Raw genomic sequence first — 16,295 nt, forward strand, 5'->3', positions numbered from 1 at the left:
CTAGGCGAGCCCGGTCGACGAACGGCGTCTGCGGGAGATCGCGTCCACGCTCGCGGCCAACAGCAACACGCCGCCGGTGACGAGGAAGTTGATGTACGACGACTGGTTCAGCAGCCCCAGCCCGTTGGCGATGGTCGCGACGACGACGCCGCCGATCACCGCGTCGAGCGCACGGCCCTTCCCGCCGAACAGGCTGGTACCGCCGATGACCGCGGCGCCGACGGCGTACAACAGCACGTTGCCCGCACCGGACGAGGCCGACACTTTGCCGGCGTACGACGCGGCGATGATGCCGCTCAGCGCCGCCAGCGAGGACGAGACGACGAACACCGACACCCTGATGCGGTCGACGGAGATGCCTGCGCGCCGTGCCGCTTCGGCGTTACCGCCGACGGCGTAGATGTGTCTGCCGTACGCGGTGCGTTTGAGCACGACGGTCAACACGATCAGCAGCACCAGGATCAACGGCAGCACGTAGGGGATGCCGCGGATTTCGACCGCGCGGTTGACGCTGCGGTTCACGCTGAGCACGTAGGTGACCCCGAGGACCACCACCGCCACCGCCGACACCCTGGCGACCACGACACCCAGCGGCGAGTTCGACAGCCGCAGCACCTGCTTGCGGCGATAGGTGTAGAACTCCAGAGCCGCGAATCCGACGACCACGACCAGCGCGAGCGTCCATCCCGCCGTGACGGGCAGATTGCTGATCGTCAGGCCCCGGATCACCGGATCGTCGACGCGCACCGAGCCGCCCTCGCCGATGAGCTTGAGCGTGACCCCTTGCAAGCCGAGGAAGAACGCCAAAGTCACGACGAACGACGGGATTCCGAGCTTCGCGCGCAGCAGTCCGATCGTCAGACCGATCAGAGCGCCGATCGCGACACCCATCACCATCGCCGCCCACCACGGCCAGCCGAGGTTCACGACCGTCAGCGCCATCGCGCACGCGGCCACCCCGCCCGCGACACCGGCGGACAGGTCGATGTCGCCGAGCAGCAGCACGAACACCAGGCCCATCGCGAGCACGCAGATCGAGCCCGCCTGGGTGATCAGATTGGCCAGGTTCAGCGCCGACAGGAAGCGGTCGTTGGCGAGCCCGAACACCACGAACAGCACGACCAGCCCGAGAACGGCCGGCAGCGATCCCATGTCACCGCCCCGGACCCGCCCGAGATAGGCGCGGACCGCATCACCGAACGTCTGCTCGGTGACCGCGTCGACCGCGAAATCGGAGTCAGCCACCGTGATTTCGGTCCGGCCGCCCGCCGTCTTTGTCTCCGTGCTCGCCTTGGAGGCCATCTCGCTCTTCCTACTCACATCGATTCGGCGGCCTGCGCCGGCGCGAGGCCGAGGCTGCCGGAACGGCCTGCGGTGATCAGCTCGACCACCTGCGCGTGGGTGACCTCTGACGCCTTGACCTCCGCCGCCACCCGGCCGAGGTACAGCGCACAGATCCGGTCGGCCACCTCGAACACGTCTGCCATGTTGTGCGAGATCAGCACCACGCCGAGACCCTGCCCGGCGAGCCTGCGCACCAACTCGATCACCTGTCGTGTCTGCGCGACGCCGAGCGCCGCCGTCGGCTCGTCGAGCAACACGACCTTGGAGTTCCACAGCACCGATTTCGCGATCGCCACGGTCTGGCGCTGCCCACCGGAAAGGCTCGACACCGGCTGTCGTACCGACTTGACCGTGCGCACCGACAGCGACGTCAGCGCGTCCCTGGCCATGGTCTCCATCTGCGCCTCGTCGAGGATGCCCCTGGTCTTGAGTTCGCGGCCCAGGAACATGTTCTCGACGATGTCGAGGTTGTCGCAGAGCGCCAGGTCCTGGTACACGACCTCGACGCCGAGCTCCGAAACGTCGTTCGGGCTGCGCACCGTCACCGGGCGCCCCTCGAACAGGTAGGTGCCGGTGTCGATCGGGTGGATCCCCGCGATCGCCTTGACCAACGTGGACTTTCCTGCCCCGTTGTCCCCGACGAGCGCGGTCACCTGGCCCGGGTAGACGGCGAAGTCCACGTCATGGAGCACGTGGACGACGCCGAAACTCTTGTTGACGCCCCGTAATTCGAGAAGCGGCTCCACCTCGACGGCCATGCGGTCACATACCCGCTGCGGAGCACATCTGGGCGAACTGCCCCGCGCACACCTCGTCCTTGGCCTGACCGCCGTCGTCGAACACCACGTTGATGTTGTCCTTCGTGATGGATTTCGGCGTCAGCAGCACCGACGGCACGTCGCGGTTGCCGGTGTCGTCGCGCGAGGTGGCCGTCGTCGTCGGCTCCTCCCCGTTGGCGAGCGCGATCGCGACATCGGCCAGCGCGTTGGCCTCCTCGGTGGCCGACTTGTACACCGTCATGCATTGGGTGCCGGCCAGAATGTTCTGCAGCCCTTCGACGGTCGCGTCCTGACCGGTCACCGGAACCTGCCCGGCCCGCCTGTTCTTCTCCAGGATGGAGATGACCGAACCCGCGAGGCCGTCGTTGGCCGCATACACGCCGTCGACACGACCGTCCGCGGCGGTGTAGAGCTGCTCGAAGATCGTCACGGCCTGGTCGTTGTCCCAGTCCGGCACCGCCTGCTCACCGACGATCGTGATGGACGGTGTCGCGTCGACCACCGAATGTGCGCCGCCGCTGAACAGCGTGGCGTTGTTGTCGGTCGGAGATCCGTTGAGGAACACCACGTTCGCGGGTCGGCCACCGAGGCAGTCGACAAGACCCTGGCCCTGCAACTCACCGACGATGGTGTTGTCGAACGACACGTAGACGTCGGCGGAGCCGCCCAGGGTGAGGCGGTCGTAGTCGATGGTCTTGACGCCCTGGGACGCGGCCTTCTGCTGGATCGACGCGCCGCTGTCGGAGTCGAGGTTGACGATCGCGAGCACCGTGACACCGTCGGCGATCATCGCGTCGGCGATGGTCGTCATCGTGTCGGCGGATCCTTCCGCGTTCTGGATCGTGTACTCCACCCCGGCGTTCTTGAACGCCTCTTCCAGCGCGGGGCGGTCCTTGGTCTCCCAACGCACCGACGACTTGGTGTCGGGCAGGATCACGCCGACCTTGCCGGCGCCGCCACCACCACCGGCGCCGTCGGCCGACTGCGAATCCGAGTTCGAGCCGCACGCCGTCAGCGCCATGCTGACCCCGACGACGGTGGTGACGAGCAGAGTGCTGGTTCGCTTCACGAAGATTCCTCCGAACGGTTCAGGTGGGGCACGGACTTTTGTTTGGCTGTATCACATATAGCGTGATGTGCGTCACTTCGCAGCGGGATCGAGCGGGTGTGGCTCACCGAGCCCCCATCAGGTGTTCGATGGCGAGCTGGTTCAGCGCGACGAAGTTGCACCCGCGACCACCGAAGTACGCACCCGTGTCGAACTGTTCGTAGGCCGTCGGGTCGGCCAGCAGGTCCGCGTACGACTCACCGTCGCCGAGCGTGGGCTGGCGCAGTTCGGCCACCTTCGCCGCGGCCAAGGCCTCCCGCACCTCGGGGTCCGCCCGGAACGCGGCGGCGCGCTTGCGTAACAGCAGGTACATCCGCATGTTGGCCGCCGCCGACGCCCAGACACCGTCCGAATCCTCGGTGCGACTGGGTTTGTAGTCGAAGTGGCGGGGCCCGCCGTAGGCCGGCCCGCCGTCGGGGCCTCCGTTCTCCAGCAGGTCCACCAGCGCGAACGCGTTGGCCAGGTCGCCGTGCCCGAAGACCAGATCCTGGTCGAACTTGATTCCACGCTGACCGTTGAGGTCGATGTGGAAGAGCTTTCCGCTGTAGAGCGCCTGGGCGATGCCGTGTACGAAGTTCAGGCCCGCCATCTGCTCGTGACCGGTTTCCGGGTTGACCCCGACCATCTCCGGGTGCTCGAGCGTCTCGATGAAGGCCAGCGCATGCCCCACGGTCGGCAGCAGGATGTCGCCACGCGGTTCGTTCGGCTTCGGTTCGATCGCGAACCTGATCTCGATGCCCTGGTCGATCACATACTGGCACAACAGGTTCAGCGCCTCGCGGTACCGCTCCAGCGCCGCCTGGACATCTTTGGCGGTGTCGTACTCGGAACCTTCCCGGCCACCCCACATCACGAACGTCTGAGCACCGAGCTCGGCGGCGAGGTCGAGGTTTCGCAACACCTTCCGCAACGCGAACCGCCGCACACCGCGATCGTTGTTGGTGAACCCGCCGTCCTTGAAGACCGGCTGGGTGAACAGGTTCGTGGTCACCATCGGCACCACCAGCCCGGCACGGTCCAACGATTCGCGCAGCCGGTCGATCGCCTGGCGGCGCTGCGCATCGCTGCTGCCGAACGCGAACAGGTCGTCGTCGTGGAAGGTCAACCCGTACGCACCGAGTTCGGCCAGCCGTTCCACGGCCTCGACGGTGTCGAGTGCGGGCCGGGTCGCGACACCGAACGGGTCCACGCCGGGCCAGCCCACCGTCCAGAGGCCGAACGAGAACTTGTCGGAGGGTCGGGGTGTCAGGTCGTCCGCTGCGGACACAGCGGAGTCCAGGACCGTCATCGAGGGCTCCTCGGGGATCATGGCCGGAAACTGCGGGCCATCTGCTCAGAGATATGCTTTTGTTCTCGCAGCGAACATAAGATGTGTCCTGCGACACTGTCAAGGCCGCGGGGTGACGGCCGTCGTGCGAACTGAGGGGGACCAAGTGCCGGTGAACCAGACCGAGCACCGCCGGGCAACGCGGGCCGGGGCGACCGATGGTGTGCGGCGGCGCAACCTGTCGACCGTGCTGACGCTCGTGCACCGCCATCGGGCGCTGAGTCGTTCGGAGTTGACGCGCAGCACAGGGTTGTCCCGTTCGACCACGAAAGATCTGGTCGAGGAGTTGGTCGCGCGCGGACTGGTCGAGGAGTCCCCGGCGACATCGGCCGCGCAGGTGGGACGGCCCAGCCCGATCGTGCGCCCCGCCCACCGGGTCCTGGCGATCGCCGTGACTCCCGAGGTCGACGCCGTGACGGTGGGCCTGGTCGCGATGGGGGGCACCGTCATCGACGTCGTGCGCCGACCGACCGAGCGGATACCCACCGCGGCGGACACCGTGGCGATCGCGGCCGACGCGATCGCCGACATCCGGGGCAAGCTGACCGACGAGCAACAGGTCACCGCCGTCGGCGTCGCCGTCCCCGGCCTGGTGCACGGTCCCGAGTCGTCGGTGCAGCTGGCGCCGAACCTGGACTGGCACGACGTCGAGATCGGCCAGATGCTCAGCGCGGCAACCGGTTTACCGGTCTACGCGGCCAACGACGCCAACGCCGGCGCGATCGCCGAGCACCTGTTCGGCAATCACCACAACGCCGATCACATGATCTATGTGAACGGAGGACCGAGCGGTATCGGCGCGGGCTTCGTCGTCGCCGGTGGACTCCTCGAAGGCGTGGCCGGTTATGCGGGCGAGCTCGGCCACACCTACGTCGGCGGCCGCGAGCAGTGCCACTGCGGCAGCGTGGGATGTCTGGAGACCGAGGTGCGGCAGGCGCCGTTGGCGCGCCTGTTGGCCGAGATCGACAGCGACGCCGGCACGGATCCGTTCGCCCATACCCATGCCGAACGCGACGTACTCGCCCGGCAGGCACGGTCGCTGGCGATCGCGCTCGGCAACGCGATCAACATGCTCAACCCGAGTTTGATCGTGCTGGGCGGCTTCCTGCGGGTGTTCCCCGCCGTGGCCGCGACGGTTCTGCACGACGAACTCACCCGCCGCAGTATGGGCGCGCCCCGCAACCTCGTCCGCGCCGTGCCCGCCACGCTCGGCGCGGACACCCTCGTCATCGGTGCGGCCGAACTGGCCTTCGCGCCGGTGCTCAGCGATCCAGGAAGATAGAGAGATGACACTCGTCGCCGGAATCGACTCATCGACCCAGTCCTGCAAGGTATTGATCTGTGACGCCGACACCGGCCGGATCGTGCGCTCGGCCTCCGCCCCACATCCCGCGGGCACGGAAGTCGACGCCCGCCACTGGTGGACCGCGCTGCAACACGCCGCCGAGCAGGCGGGCGGTTTGGACGACGTGTCCGCGGTGTCGGTCGGCGCCCAGCAGCACGGCATGGTCTGCCTGGACTCCTCGGGAGAGCCGGTACGAGATGTGTTGCTGTGGAACGACACCCGATCCAGTAAGGCCGCCGAACAGCTGATCGCGGAACTCGGCGGCCCTGGCTCTTGGGCCGACCGCACCGGCGTCGTTCCGGTCGCGGCCGTCACGGCGACCAAACTGCGCTGGCTCGCCGACCACGAACCCGACCGCGCGGATGCGACCGCGGCGGTCTGCCTCCCCCACGACTGGCTGACTTGGCGGCTGCGCGGCGGCACCGACGTCACCGCGATCTGCACCGACCGCAGTGACGCCAGCGGCACCGGGTACTTCTCCGCCGAGACCGACCGCTACCAACCGGATCTCCTCGAATTGGCCTTCCGCGGAAGAGATCCGGCACTGCCCCGCGTCCTCGGCCCACGTGAGACGGCCGGCGAGACCCCGTCCGGTGCCGTGCTGGGCCCCGGCGCCGGGGACAACGCCGCCGCGGCCCTCGGGCTCTCGGCGGGGCGCGGCGACTGTGTGGTGTCGCTGGGCACCTCCGGGGTGGTCAGCGCGGTCGGCGAGGTGGCCCCGCACGACCCGGAAGGCATCGTGGCCGGCTTCGCCGACGCGACAGGCCGGCAGCTTCCCCTGGTGTGCACGCTCAACGGCGCTCCGGTGCTCGCGGCGGTCGCGGCGATGCTCAAGGTCGACTTCGACGAGTTCGACCGGCTCGCCCTGTCGGCACCCGCCGGCGCGGAAGGCCTGGTCCTGGTGCCGTACTTCGAGGGTGAACGGTCACCGAACCTTCCTGACGCGGCCGGCGCGCTGCACGGTGTCACGACACGAAACCTCGCCCCGGCCAACATCGCTCGAGCCGCGGTCGAGGGTCTGCTCAGCTCGATGGTGTACTGCACCGACAAGATCGGCGAACAGGGTGTCGACGCCGCCCGGATCATCCTGGTCGGCGGCGGTGCGCGTTCCGAGGCGGTGCGCCGAATCGCACCGGCGCTCTTCGGCAGCCCGGTCGACGTGCCCGCACCCGCCGAATACGTCGCGCTCGGCGCCGCCCGCCAGGCGGCCTGGGTGCTCTCCGGCCGGGACACCCCACCCGAGTGGTCGATCGGTGAGACGACCCGTTACGACGCCGACGCGGCACCGCAGGTGCTCGAACAGTACCGTGCGGCACGGGATCTGACGCTGCGGTGACGCGCGCACGTCAGCGCGCGCTCCACCCGCCGTCCATCGTGTACGACGCACCTGTGACCATCCCGGCCGCGGGCGAAGCCAGCCAGGTGACCAACGAGCCGACCTCGTCGGGCTCGACGAGTCGTTTCACCGCGCTCTCCTTCAGCAGGATCTCGGAGATCACCTGGTCCTCCGGGATGCCGTGCGTCCTGGCCTGATCGGCGATCTGCTTGGTCACCAGCGGGGTGCGGACGTATCCGGGGTTGATGCAGTTGCTCGTGACGCCGTGCGGACCACCTTCGAGCGCGGTCACTTTCGACAGCCCTTCCAGCGCATGCTTGGCGGTCACGTAGGCGACCTTGAACGGCGAAGCGCGCAGGCCGTGGATGGACGATATGTTGACGACGCGACCGAACTCGTTGCGGTACATGTGCGGTAGCGCCGCACGGATCAGCAGGAACGGCGCCTCCACCATCAGCGCGAGCATCGACCGAAATTTCTCCGGCGGGAACGCCGCGATCTCGTCGATGCTCTGGATGCCCGCGTTGTTGACCAGGATGTCGGCGTCCAGGCGCAGCGTCTCAAGCTCCTCGACGTCGAGAAGGTCGAGCGTCCAGGGCTTTCCGCCGATCTCCCGGGACACGGCTGCCGCACCCGGCCCGTCGATGTCGGCGACGGTGACCTCGACTCCCTGCTCGGCCAGCGCCCGCGCGCAGGCCGCGCCGATCCCGCTCGCGCCGCCGGTCACCAGCGCGGTGCGCCCCGCCAGTGCACTCATACCGCGCCGGCACGCTGCAACTGCGCGCGGTCGGCCGCGTCGAGCGCATGCAGGTCGATCCCGTTGGTCTCGCGCGTGAACCAGGCCGCGACCAGCGTGATCAGCGACGCACCGGCCAGGTAGACCGCGATCGGCACCCAGGTGCCGAACATGTCGAGCAGCCAGGTGGCGATGGCCGGGGCCAACGATCCGGCGACGATCGAGGTGACCTGATACCCGAGGGACACACCGGAGTACCGCATCCGGGTCGGGAACATCTCGGCCATGATCGCCGGCTGCGGCGCATACATCAGGGCGTGGATCATCAGGCCTAGGATCACCGCGGCCATGATCGCGAGGTAGCTTCCGGTGTTCATCATCGGGAACGCGAAGAAGCCCCAGACACCCGCAAGTACGGCCCCGGCGATGTACACGGGGCGACGGCCGTACCGGTCGGCCAGCCGGCCCACCTGCGGCACCACCACGAAGTGCACCGCGTGCGCGGCCAGCAGCCACCACAGGATGTCGCCGGTGTCGGCACCCACGTGGGTCTTGAGGTAGACGATCGAGAAGGTGACCACCAGGTAGTACATGATGTTCTCGGCGAAACGCAGACCCATCGCGGTGAAAACACCTCGGGGATAACGCTTCAGCACCTCGACGACGCCGTAGGAGACCGCCTTGGCGCGCTCGACCTCCTCCTGGGCCGCGACGAAGATCGGGGCGTCGGTCACCTTGGTGCGGATGTAGTAGCCGATCAGCACCACCACCGCCGACAGCCAGAACGCCACGCGCCAGCCCCAGGACAGGAACGCCTCATCGGACAACAGCCCGGTCAGCACCAGCAGCACGACGGTGGCGAGCATGTTGCCGACCGGAACCGCGGCCTGCGGCCAGCTGGCCCAGAACGCCCGCTGCTTGTCCGGGCTGTGCTCGGCGACGAGGAGGACGGCCCCGCCCCATTCACCACCGACCGCGAAGCCCTGCACGAAGCGCAGCATCACGAGCAGGATCGGGGCCCACACACCGATCTGGTTGTAGGTCGGCAGACATCCCATCAGGAACGTCACGACACCGACCAACAGGATCGCGAACTGCAGGAGCTTCTTGCGGCCGTACTTGTCGCCGAAGTGCCCGAAGACCACCCCGCCCAGCGGGCGGGCCACGAAGCCGACGGCGTAGGTCAGCAGCGCGGCGATCAAACCGGCGGCCTCGCTGGTGCCCTCGGCGAAGAACACCTTGTTGAACACCAACGTCGCCGCGGTCGCGTACAGGAAGAACTCGTACCACTCGACGACCGTGCCGGCCATCGATGCGACCACCACCCGCTTGAGTCCGGTCGAGATCGAACCGGGCCCCGCGTCCTGTTGCGCGCTCATCGCCCACCCTTCCTTGTGATGCCCACCACAAACGCGGCTGAGTATTCACGCAGCTACCCGCTCGGGCAATAACCAAAACCGCAGGAAGGGTCTGCGAAAATGCAGATGTGACCTCCTCGGCTCGCCGCCTCAGCGCAGATGACCTGCTGGTTCTGCTGGCTGTCGGCCGAACCGGCAAATACACCACCGCGGCCGAGGAACTCGGCCTCAACCACACCACCATCAGTCGGCGCATCGCCGCACTCGAGGAGGCCATGGGCGGACGCGTACTGGCCCGCGTCGCCGGGGGCTGGGAACTGACGGATCTCGGCCGCGACGCGCTCGCCGCCGCCGAGACGGTCGAGTCCGCCGTGCGGTCCCTTGCCGCCGATCCGGCCGGGCAGCGGGCGCTCGACGGCGTTGTCCGGATCTCCGCCACCGACGGCTTCTCGGCGTACGTCGCCGCCCCGGCGGCAGCCGCGGTGCAACGGATGCATCCGTTGGTGGCCGTCGAGATCGTGGCGACCACCCGCAGGGCGACCCAGCAGCGCTCCGGCCTGGACGTCGAGGTGGTGGTCGGCGAACCCCGGGTGCGCCGCGCGAAGGCCCTCCGGCTGTGTGACTACCGCCTGGGCCTGTACGCCTCGCGGGACTACCTCGACGAGCACGGCGCCCCGGCCGACGTCTCGGATCTGCAGCGGTACCCCCTCGTGTACTTCATCGACTCGATGCTGCAGGTCGACGATCTCGACCTCGCCGCAAGTTTCGCGCCGACCATGCGCGAATCGGTGACCTCGACGAACGTGTTCGTCCACGTCGAGGCCACCCGGGCGTCGGCCGGGATCGGGCTACTGCCCTGCTTCATGGCCGACCGTCATCCCGATCTCGTTCGCGTCCTGGCCGGACAGGTTTCGGCACAGCTGAGCTACTGGTTGGTGGCCCGCGCCGAAGCGCTGCGCCGCCCGGAGGTGGCGGCGCTCGTCGACGCGATCCGCGATCGGATCCGCGATCAGCAGGACGCGTTGATGGGCCTGCGTTAGCGAGTTATCCACAGGAGTTATCCACAGTGTGGATGAATTACAGCTGTGTAAGTCCGCTGAGCAGCAGGCGGCCGGCGTCGGCGAGCACCCTGTCGCGGCCGCCCGGATGGTCGGCGGCGATCAGGTGGTTCCCGACCAGCAACGAGAAGGCCAGCATCGCGCGGGCCTCGACCTCGGCGGGGTCGTCGCACAGCGTCGAGAGCAGTTCGCGCAGGTAGCCCATGCGGCGGTTGTCCACCCGGCGCAGCCGAGCGGCCACCCCGGGATCCCGTCGCGCCCAGTTACGGACCGCCAGATCCACCGGGAGCAGTTCGGCCGAGAACGTCAGCATCCCGGCTCGTCGGACCTTGCTGCGCGCGTCGCCGCCTTCGGTCTCGAGCCTTGCCCGGACCTCGTCGATGCTGCGCTGCTCCCAGGTGTCGAGCATCGCGGTGACCAGATCTCCCCTGTTCGCGAACTGCCGATAGAACCCTCCGCGGGTGACGCCGAGCCGCTGCGCGAGAACTTCGACGCGCACGGCATCGGGTCCGTCGGCCGCCAGCAGTGCCAGACCCTCGTCGATCCAGGACTGTCGGGGGGTACGAATCGGCGGCGGCATCTGGTCAGAATACGTTAGATACAGTACTGTTCTGTATCAATCATTGGAGGTGGCGGATGGCCTCGATACAGCACATCGTCGAACGCACCGATCCCGACGCGGACCTACTGGCATGCACGACGCTCACCCGCATCGACCATGTCGACGCCCACGTGTTCCGCGCGGCGAGGGCCCGGTTGCCGGCGGAGTGGGCGCGGGAGATTCTCGAAGGGCCACCCGCGGTGACACGGCTGCGGTTACGTCTCGGATGGATGATGCTCGGGATCAGGTTGCGCCCCGCCGCACCGGACGTGATCGCCGGCTGGCCGGTCACCCATCGCGATGCCGAATACGTTCGTGTGCAGGCGATGTCACCGATCGGGCTGTCGGGTCAGTTGATCACCCGGGTCGCCGGCGGCGAGGTCACCTTCGCGACATTCGCGCGGTTGGGCAACCCGGTCGCCCGGCGGATATGGGCGAAGGTGCTGCCGACTCATCTGGCGGTGGTGCGGTCACTCGTCGACGGTGCGGCGTCGCGTTCGCGCTAGAGCCAGGTGTCCTCGGTCGTCGCGGTCAGGAACGCCTCCAGGTCGTTGCGCCAATCCGCCGGGGTGTTCTTGTCCGGTTCGATGCCGGTGTACTGGCCTTGGTAGAACAGCAGCGGCCGCGGCTTGCGCTTCGGAACGTCCGACAGCGAGTGCACCGCTCCGAACACGACGAAATGGTCGCCGCCGTCGTGCACCGAGTGCACCGTGCAGTCGATGTGCGCCAGCGAGCCGTCGATGATCGGCGAACCCAACCTCGATGGCGCCCAATCGATCCCGGCGAACTTGTCAGGCTCTCGTGAGCCGAACCGCGCCGAGACGTGCTGCTGCTTCTCGTGCAGGACGTTGACACAGAACCGACCGGTGGCCTCGATCGCCGCCCAGGACCGCGACGCCTTCGTGGGGCAGAACAGCACCAGCGGCGGATCCAGTGACAACGCGGCGAACGACTGGCACGCGAATCCCACCGGGGCATCGTCGGACATGGTGGTGATGACGGTGATCCCGGTGCAGAACTGACCGAGCACACTGCGGAATGTGCGCGGATCGATCGGCGGAGTCGACATCGCGATTACCTGGCTACTTGAAGCCCACGCTGAAGTCGTGGCCCCACAGCGAGACCGCGGTGCTCTCCCGGGCCACCCAGTCGTCGTCGTCGACTTCGAGTCCCTCACAGCCGAACTCGACGTCGAATCCGCCCGGGGTCTTCATGTAGAAGGACAGCATCTTGTCGTTGACGTGGCGCCCCAGCGTCGCCGACATCTTCACCTTGCGCCGCAACGCGCGGTCCAGGCACAGGCCGACGTCGTCGGAGTTCTCCACCTCGACCATCAGATGCACGATGCCGCTGGGCGTCTCACCGGGCATGAACGCCAGGCTGTGATGCCGAGGGTTGACCCCGAGGAAGCGCAGCCATGCCGGTGCGCCGTCGGCGGGCCTGCCGACCAGCTGCGGCGGCAGCTTCATCGAATCGCGCAGGAAGAAGCCGAGCACGTCGCGGTAGAAGTGCAGCGTCTCGGCGTCGTCGCGGGTGGTCAGCACGACGTGACCGAGCCCCTGCTCCTCGGTGACGAACTTGTGCCCGTACGGGCTGACGACCCGGCGGTGCTCGAGAGCGACACCGTGGAAGACCTCCAGCGTGTTACCCGACGGATCGTCGAAGATGATCATCTCGTCGACGCGGCGGTCGGCCAACTGGCCCGCGGTGGCTTCCTTGTACGGCGTGCCGTGGACCTCCAGACGCTGCCGGATGTCCTGCAGCTGTGCGGCGTTGGCGGTTTCCCAGCCCGACTCCAGGAGCCGGTCGTGTTCACCGGGCACGATGATCAGGCGCGCCGGAAACTCGTCCATCCGCAGGTAGAGCGCACCCTCGGTGGTGCCGGAGCCTTCGACCATGCCGAGCACCTTCAGCCCGTACTCGCGCCATGCGCCGACATCGGTGGCCTCGATGCGGAGATATCCGAGCGATTTGATCGTCATGGTTTCGTCCCTCTCTAACCCTTGAGGAAATCGACGGTGAGCTTGTTGAACTCGTCGAATTTTTCCAGCTGCGCCCAGTGGCCGCACTGGCCGAAGACGTGCAACTGCACCCGCGGGATCTGCTTGAGCGCCACCAGCGCTCCGTCGAGCGGGTTGACCCGGTCTTCGCGACCCCAGATCAGCAGTACCCGCTGCCTCAGCTTGTATACGTCGCGCCACATCATGCCGAATTCGAAGTCGGCGCCGGCGAACGACTTCCCCATCGCCTTGGTCGCGGCCAGCGACTCCGGGGTGCTCGCGATAGCGAAGCGCTCCTCGACGAGTTCCGGGGTGATCATGCTCTGGTCGTAGACCATGATCCGCAGGAACGCCTCGATGTTCTCGCGCGTCGGCTCCGCGGCGAACTTGCCGAGCAGCTTCACACCCTCGGTCGGATCCGGCGCGAACAGGTTCACGCTCAAGCCGCCGGGGCCCATCAGCACCAGCTTGCCCGCGCGCTTTCCGTTGTCCAGCGCGAACCGCACCGCGGTGCCGCCGCCCAGCGAATTGCCCACCAGCGCAGCGCGTTCGATACCGAGGTGGTCGAACAGGTTCAGCAGCGCGGTCGCACTGTATCGGTTGTACTGCTCGTGCTCGGTGTGCTTGTCCGAGTGGCCGTAGCCGGGCTGGTCGACGGCCAGCACGTGAAAGTGCTTGGCCAGCACCGGGATGTTGCGCCCGAAGTTCGACCAGCTCGACGCGCCGGGGCCGCCGCCGTGCAGCAGCACCACCGTCTCCGGATTACCGACCCCGGCTTCGTGGTAGTGCAGCTTCATGTCTTCGCGGACCTGAGCGAAGCGCGAGGTCGACTCGAACGTGATCTCCTGCTGCTGAGCAGCTTCCGCGGCGAAGGAAGTCACTAGACCATCGTGTCCTGGGGCGGCAGACCGAACGCGTCGTTACCGAAGATCAGGTAGGCGCGCTCGGGCTCGTTGGCCGCGTGGACCCGGCCGGCGTGCGCGTCCCGCCAGAACCGCTGTACCGGCTGGTCGAGCTGCAGCGCCGTGGCGCCGGATGCCTCGAAGAGCAGGTCGATCGACGCGATCGCACGCGCCGTGGCCCGCACCTGGTCACGACGCGCGGCCGCACGCAACGAGAACGGGATCTCCTTGCCTGCCTTGAGCAACGCGTACTCCTCGCCGAGGTTACCCATCAGCTGGCGCCAGCCGGCGTCGATGTCGCTGGCCGCCTCGGCGATCCGGATCTTCGCGAACGGGTCGTCCTTGGACTTCTCGCCCGCGAACGCCGCGCGGACCCGCTTGCCCTGATGTTCGACGTGCGCCTCGTAGGCGCCGTACGCCATCCCCATGATCGGCGAACTGATCGTGGTGGGATGCATGGTGCCCCAAGGCATCTTGTACACCGGGGCGGTGTTGTTCTGGTACCCGCCGGCGGTGCCGTCGTTCATCGCCTTGTACGACAGGAACCGGTGGCGCGGCACGAAGACGTCCTTGACCACGAGGTTGTTGCTGCCGGTCGCCTTCAGCCCGACAACGTTCCAGACGTCGTCGATGCGGTAGTCGGGACGGGGGATCAGGAAGCTGCCGAAATCGACCGGCTTGCCGTCCTTGATCACCGGGCCGCCGACGAACGTCCAGGTGGCGTGGTCGCAGCCCGAGGACCACTGCCACGTGCCGCTGACCAGGTAGCCACCGTCGACGACGACGCCGGCCCCCATCGGGGCGTACGAGGACGACACGCGCACGGACGCGTCCTCGCCCCAGACGTCCTCCTGGGCCTGCTGATCGAACAGCGCGAGGTGCCAGTTGTGCACGCCGATGATCGCCGAGACCCAGCCGGTGGAACCGCATGCGCTGGCGAGGCGGCGCACGGCTTCGTAGAACAGTGTCGGGTCGCACTGCAGGCCGCCCCACTGCTCGGGCTGGAGCAGTTTGAAGAAGCCGACCTCGTCGAGTTCGGCCACCGTCTCGTCGGGCAGACGGCGCAGTTCCTCGGCGGCGGCCGCGCGCTTGGCGATGCGCGGGAGGAGATCGGTGACACCGTCGAGGACCGACTGCGCGTCACGCTGTTGAATGGACGTCACTGGTTTGCCTCCAAAGGCGTGCGAAGTAACCTAGAAGAGATTAGAACACGTTACGATTTGTGTCGAGTAGCGGCGTCCTGCGACACCTGGACCAGCGCACATGCATTTCTGTAACCTGTTCTAGTTATGACCGGAGAAAGGGTCCATCTGTGACGGACGTTGCCGCCGACGAGCCGCTGGGCGCCCACGTGCTCGAGCTGGAGATCGCCGAAGTGATCGACGAGACGTCGGACGCGCGTTCCCTGGTGTTCAAAACCCCCGCCGGCGCATCCGTGCCGCCGGAGAAGCTGCGCTACTCGCCCGGTCAGTTCCTGACGCTGCGGGTGCCCAGCGACCGCACCGGTTCGGTCGCGCGCTGCTATTCGCTGTGCTCGTCACCGCACACCGGCGACCCGCTGACGGTCACCGTGAAGCGCACCGCCGACGGGTACGCGTCGAACTGGCTGTGCGACAACGCGCACGCCGGGATGAAGATGCACGTCCTCGCGCCGTCGGGGACGTTCGTGCCGAAGAACCTGGACACCGATTTCCTGCTGCTGGCCGCGGGCAGCGGGATCACCCCGATGCTGGCGATCCTGAAGTCCGCGCTCAGCGAGGGCAGCGGAAAGGTGGCCCTGGTCTACGCCAACCGCGACGAGAAGTCGGTGATCTTCGCCGAGACCCTGCGTGATCTCGCGGCCAAGTACCCGGACCGCCTGACCGCGATCCACTGGCTGGAGACCGTGCAGGGGCTGCCCAGTGTCACGGCGCTGACGGCGCTGTTCGCACCGTTCACGTCCAGGGAGGCGTTCATCTGCGGACCGGGGCCGTTCATGGCCGCCGCCGAGGAGGCGCTCGCGGCGGCGGGGGCGGCCGCCGAGAAGATCCACATCGAGGTGTTCAAGTCGCTGGAGTCGGATCCGTTCGCGGCGGTCACCATCGACGACGATGACGACGGCGACGAGGGCCCGGCGACAGCCGTGGTGACCCTCGACGGCGAGACCCACGAGGTGAGCTGGCCGCGCAAGGCGAAACTGCTCGACGTCCTGCTGAACAAGGGCCTCGACGCGCCGTTCTCGTGCCGCGAGGGTCACTGCGGCGCGTGTGCTGTGCTCAAGAAGTCCGGCGACGTCGAGATGGAGATCAACGACGTCCTCGAGCAGCAGGACCTCGACGAGGGTCTGATCCTGGCCTGCCAGGCACATCCGAAATCCGATTCGGTCGAAGTCACCTTCGACGAGTAGCGCAAGGATTACTTT

At 67.6% G+C, this 16,295-nt stretch carries 16 protein-coding genes; 5 read left to right on the top strand and 11 right to left on the bottom strand.

Translation table 11 applies throughout. The features are described from left to right. The 4 genes from BST38_RS04145 to xylA form a co-directional block, all read right to left on the bottom strand. A complete protein-coding gene (locus BST38_RS04145; protein WP_083141974.1) occupies nucleotides 1-1,302 on the bottom strand; it encodes a sugar ABC transporter permease in 1,302 nt (433 codons plus the stop codon). 14 nt (nucleotides 1,303-1,316) lie between these two features. Beyond that, the gene (locus BST38_RS04150; RefSeq protein ID WP_083141975.1) at nucleotides 1,317-2,102 is read right to left on the bottom strand and encodes an ATP-binding cassette domain-containing protein; all 786 of its coding nucleotides are present in this window, start codon (nucleotides 2,100-2,102) and stop codon (nucleotides 1,317-1,319) included. Nucleotides 2,103-2,106: 4 nt separating this feature from the next. Further along, nucleotides 2,107-3,192 (bottom strand): sugar ABC transporter substrate-binding protein, encoded by a 1,086-nt coding sequence (locus BST38_RS04155; protein WP_083141976.1) that lies wholly within the window; start codon nucleotides 3,190-3,192, stop codon nucleotides 2,107-2,109. 103 nt (nucleotides 3,193-3,295) lie between these two features. Continuing rightward, nucleotides 3,296-4,519 (bottom strand): xylose isomerase, encoded by a 1,224-nt coding sequence (gene xylA, locus BST38_RS04160; RefSeq protein ID WP_083142106.1) that lies wholly within the window; start codon nucleotides 4,517-4,519, stop codon nucleotides 3,296-3,298. Between the two features lie 145 nt (nucleotides 4,520-4,664). Between xylA and BST38_RS04165 the strand changes: the two genes are divergently transcribed. Both BST38_RS04165 and BST38_RS04170 read left to right on the top strand, forming a co-directional pair. Then, the gene (locus BST38_RS04165) at nucleotides 4,665-5,840 is read left to right on the top strand and encodes an ROK family transcriptional regulator (protein WP_237160658.1); all 1,176 of its coding nucleotides are present in this window, start codon (nucleotides 4,665-4,667) and stop codon (nucleotides 5,838-5,840) included. 4 nt (nucleotides 5,841-5,844) lie between these two features. Then, entirely contained in the window at nucleotides 5,845-7,239 is a 1,395-nt protein-coding gene (locus tag BST38_RS04170) for a xylulokinase (protein WP_083141978.1), read from the top strand. A gap of 10 nt (nucleotides 7,240-7,249) precedes the next feature. Here the strand turns inward: BST38_RS04170 and BST38_RS04175 are convergent, their stop codons facing one another. Continuing rightward, entirely contained in the window at nucleotides 7,250-7,996 is a 747-nt protein-coding gene (locus BST38_RS04175; RefSeq protein WP_083141979.1) for a 3-hydroxybutyrate dehydrogenase, read from the bottom strand. After that, nucleotides 7,993-9,354 (bottom strand): MFS transporter, encoded by a 1,362-nt coding sequence (locus BST38_RS04180; RefSeq protein WP_083141980.1) that lies wholly within the window; start codon nucleotides 9,352-9,354, stop codon nucleotides 7,993-7,995. The genes BST38_RS04175 and BST38_RS04180 overlap by 4 nt, the downstream gene beginning before the upstream one ends. A gap of 107 nt (nucleotides 9,355-9,461) precedes the next feature. Here BST38_RS04180 and BST38_RS04185 point away from each other — a divergent pair, with 107 nt between their 5' ends. Next, nucleotides 9,462-10,373 carry a LysR family transcriptional regulator gene (locus BST38_RS04185; RefSeq protein ID WP_110781487.1) on the top strand — a complete coding sequence of 304 codons (912 nt, stop codon included), beginning with the start codon at nucleotides 9,462-9,464 and terminating at the stop codon, nucleotides 10,371-10,373. Between the two features lie 37 nt (nucleotides 10,374-10,410). Here the strand turns inward: BST38_RS04185 and BST38_RS04190 are convergent, their stop codons facing one another. After that, nucleotides 10,411-10,971: a TetR/AcrR family transcriptional regulator gene (locus BST38_RS04190; protein WP_083141982.1), complete on the bottom strand. Its 561-nt coding sequence runs from the start codon at nucleotides 10,969-10,971 to the stop codon at nucleotides 10,411-10,413. A gap of 56 nt (nucleotides 10,972-11,027) precedes the next feature. Between BST38_RS04190 and BST38_RS04195 the strand changes: the two genes are divergently transcribed. Further along, complete coding sequence (locus BST38_RS04195) at nucleotides 11,028-11,498, top strand: hypothetical protein (protein WP_083141983.1); 471 nt, start codon at nucleotides 11,028-11,030, stop codon at nucleotides 11,496-11,498. On the opposite strand, the gene hsaB is transcribed toward BST38_RS04195, so the two are convergent. The 4 genes from hsaB to hsaA are packed head-to-tail and all read right to left on the bottom strand — an operon-like array spanning nucleotide 11,495 to nucleotide 15,057. Further along, on the bottom strand, nucleotides 11,495-12,061 hold the full coding sequence (hsaB, locus tag BST38_RS04200) for a 3-hydroxy-9,10-secoandrosta-1,3,5(10)-triene-9,17-dione monooxygenase reductase subunit (RefSeq protein ID WP_083141984.1): 567 nt from the start codon (nucleotides 12,059-12,061) through the stop codon (nucleotides 11,495-11,497). The genes BST38_RS04195 and hsaB overlap by 4 nt on opposite strands. 13 nt (nucleotides 12,062-12,074) lie before the next feature. After that, entirely contained in the window at nucleotides 12,075-12,974 is a 900-nt protein-coding gene (hsaC, locus tag BST38_RS04205) for an iron-dependent extradiol dioxygenase HsaC (RefSeq protein ID WP_083141985.1), read from the bottom strand. A gap of 14 nt (nucleotides 12,975-12,988) precedes the next feature. Continuing rightward, a complete protein-coding gene (hsaD, locus tag BST38_RS04210) occupies nucleotides 12,989-13,873 on the bottom strand; it encodes a 4,5:9,10-diseco-3-hydroxy-5,9,17-trioxoandrosta-1(10),2-diene-4-oate hydrolase (RefSeq protein WP_083141986.1) in 885 nt (294 codons plus the stop codon). Further along, nucleotides 13,873-15,057, bottom strand: a complete 1,185-nt coding sequence (hsaA, locus tag BST38_RS04215) for a 3-hydroxy-9,10-secoandrosta-1,3,5(10)-triene-9,17-dione monooxygenase oxygenase subunit (protein ID WP_083141987.1) — start codon at nucleotides 15,055-15,057, stop codon at nucleotides 13,873-13,875. Before hsaA ends, hsaD begins: the two co-directional genes overlap by 1 nt. 149 nt (nucleotides 15,058-15,206) lie before the next feature. Here hsaA and BST38_RS04220 point away from each other — a divergent pair, with 149 nt between their 5' ends. After that, nucleotides 15,207-16,280, top strand: a complete 1,074-nt coding sequence (locus BST38_RS04220) for a ferredoxin--NADP reductase (RefSeq protein ID WP_083141988.1) — start codon at nucleotides 15,207-15,209, stop codon at nucleotides 16,278-16,280. Nucleotides 16,281-16,295 lie beyond the last annotated feature (15 nt).

It is taken from the genome of Mycolicibacterium parafortuitum, assembly GCF_002086815.1.
Taxonomy (GTDB): Bacteria; Actinomycetota; Actinomycetes; order Mycobacteriales; family Mycobacteriaceae; genus Mycobacterium; species Mycobacterium parafortuitum.

Coding starts and splice junctions, on each gene's coding strand:
- xylA (WP_083142106.1), bottom strand. CDS start 4,519: ATGACGGTCCTGGACTCCGCTGTGTCCGCAGCGGACGACCTGACACCC.
- BST38_RS04195 (WP_083141983.1), top strand. CDS start 11,028: ATGGCCTCGATACAGCACATCGTCGAACGCACCGATCCCGACGCGGAC.
- BST38_RS04145 (WP_083141974.1), bottom strand. CDS start 1,302: ATGGCCTCCAAGGCGAGCACGGAGACAAAGACGGCGGGCGGCCGGACC.
- BST38_RS04190 (WP_083141982.1), bottom strand. CDS start 10,971: ATGCCGCCGCCGATTCGTACCCCCCGACAGTCCTGGATCGACGAGGGT.
- hsaC (WP_083141985.1), bottom strand. CDS start 12,974: ATGACGATCAAATCGCTCGGATATCTCCGCATCGAGGCCACCGATGTC.
- BST38_RS04180 (WP_083141980.1), bottom strand. CDS start 9,354: ATGAGCGCGCAACAGGACGCGGGGCCCGGTTCGATCTCGACCGGACTC.
- hsaB (WP_083141984.1), bottom strand. CDS start 12,061: ATGTCGACTCCGCCGATCGATCCGCGCACATTCCGCAGTGTGCTCGGT.
- BST38_RS04150 (WP_083141975.1), bottom strand. CDS start 2,102: ATGGCCGTCGAGGTGGAGCCGCTTCTCGAATTACGGGGCGTCAACAAG.
- BST38_RS04170 (WP_083141978.1), top strand. CDS start 5,845: ATGACACTCGTCGCCGGAATCGACTCATCGACCCAGTCCTGCAAGGTA.
- BST38_RS04175 (WP_083141979.1), bottom strand. CDS start 7,996: ATGAGTGCACTGGCGGGGCGCACCGCGCTGGTGACCGGCGGCGCGAGC.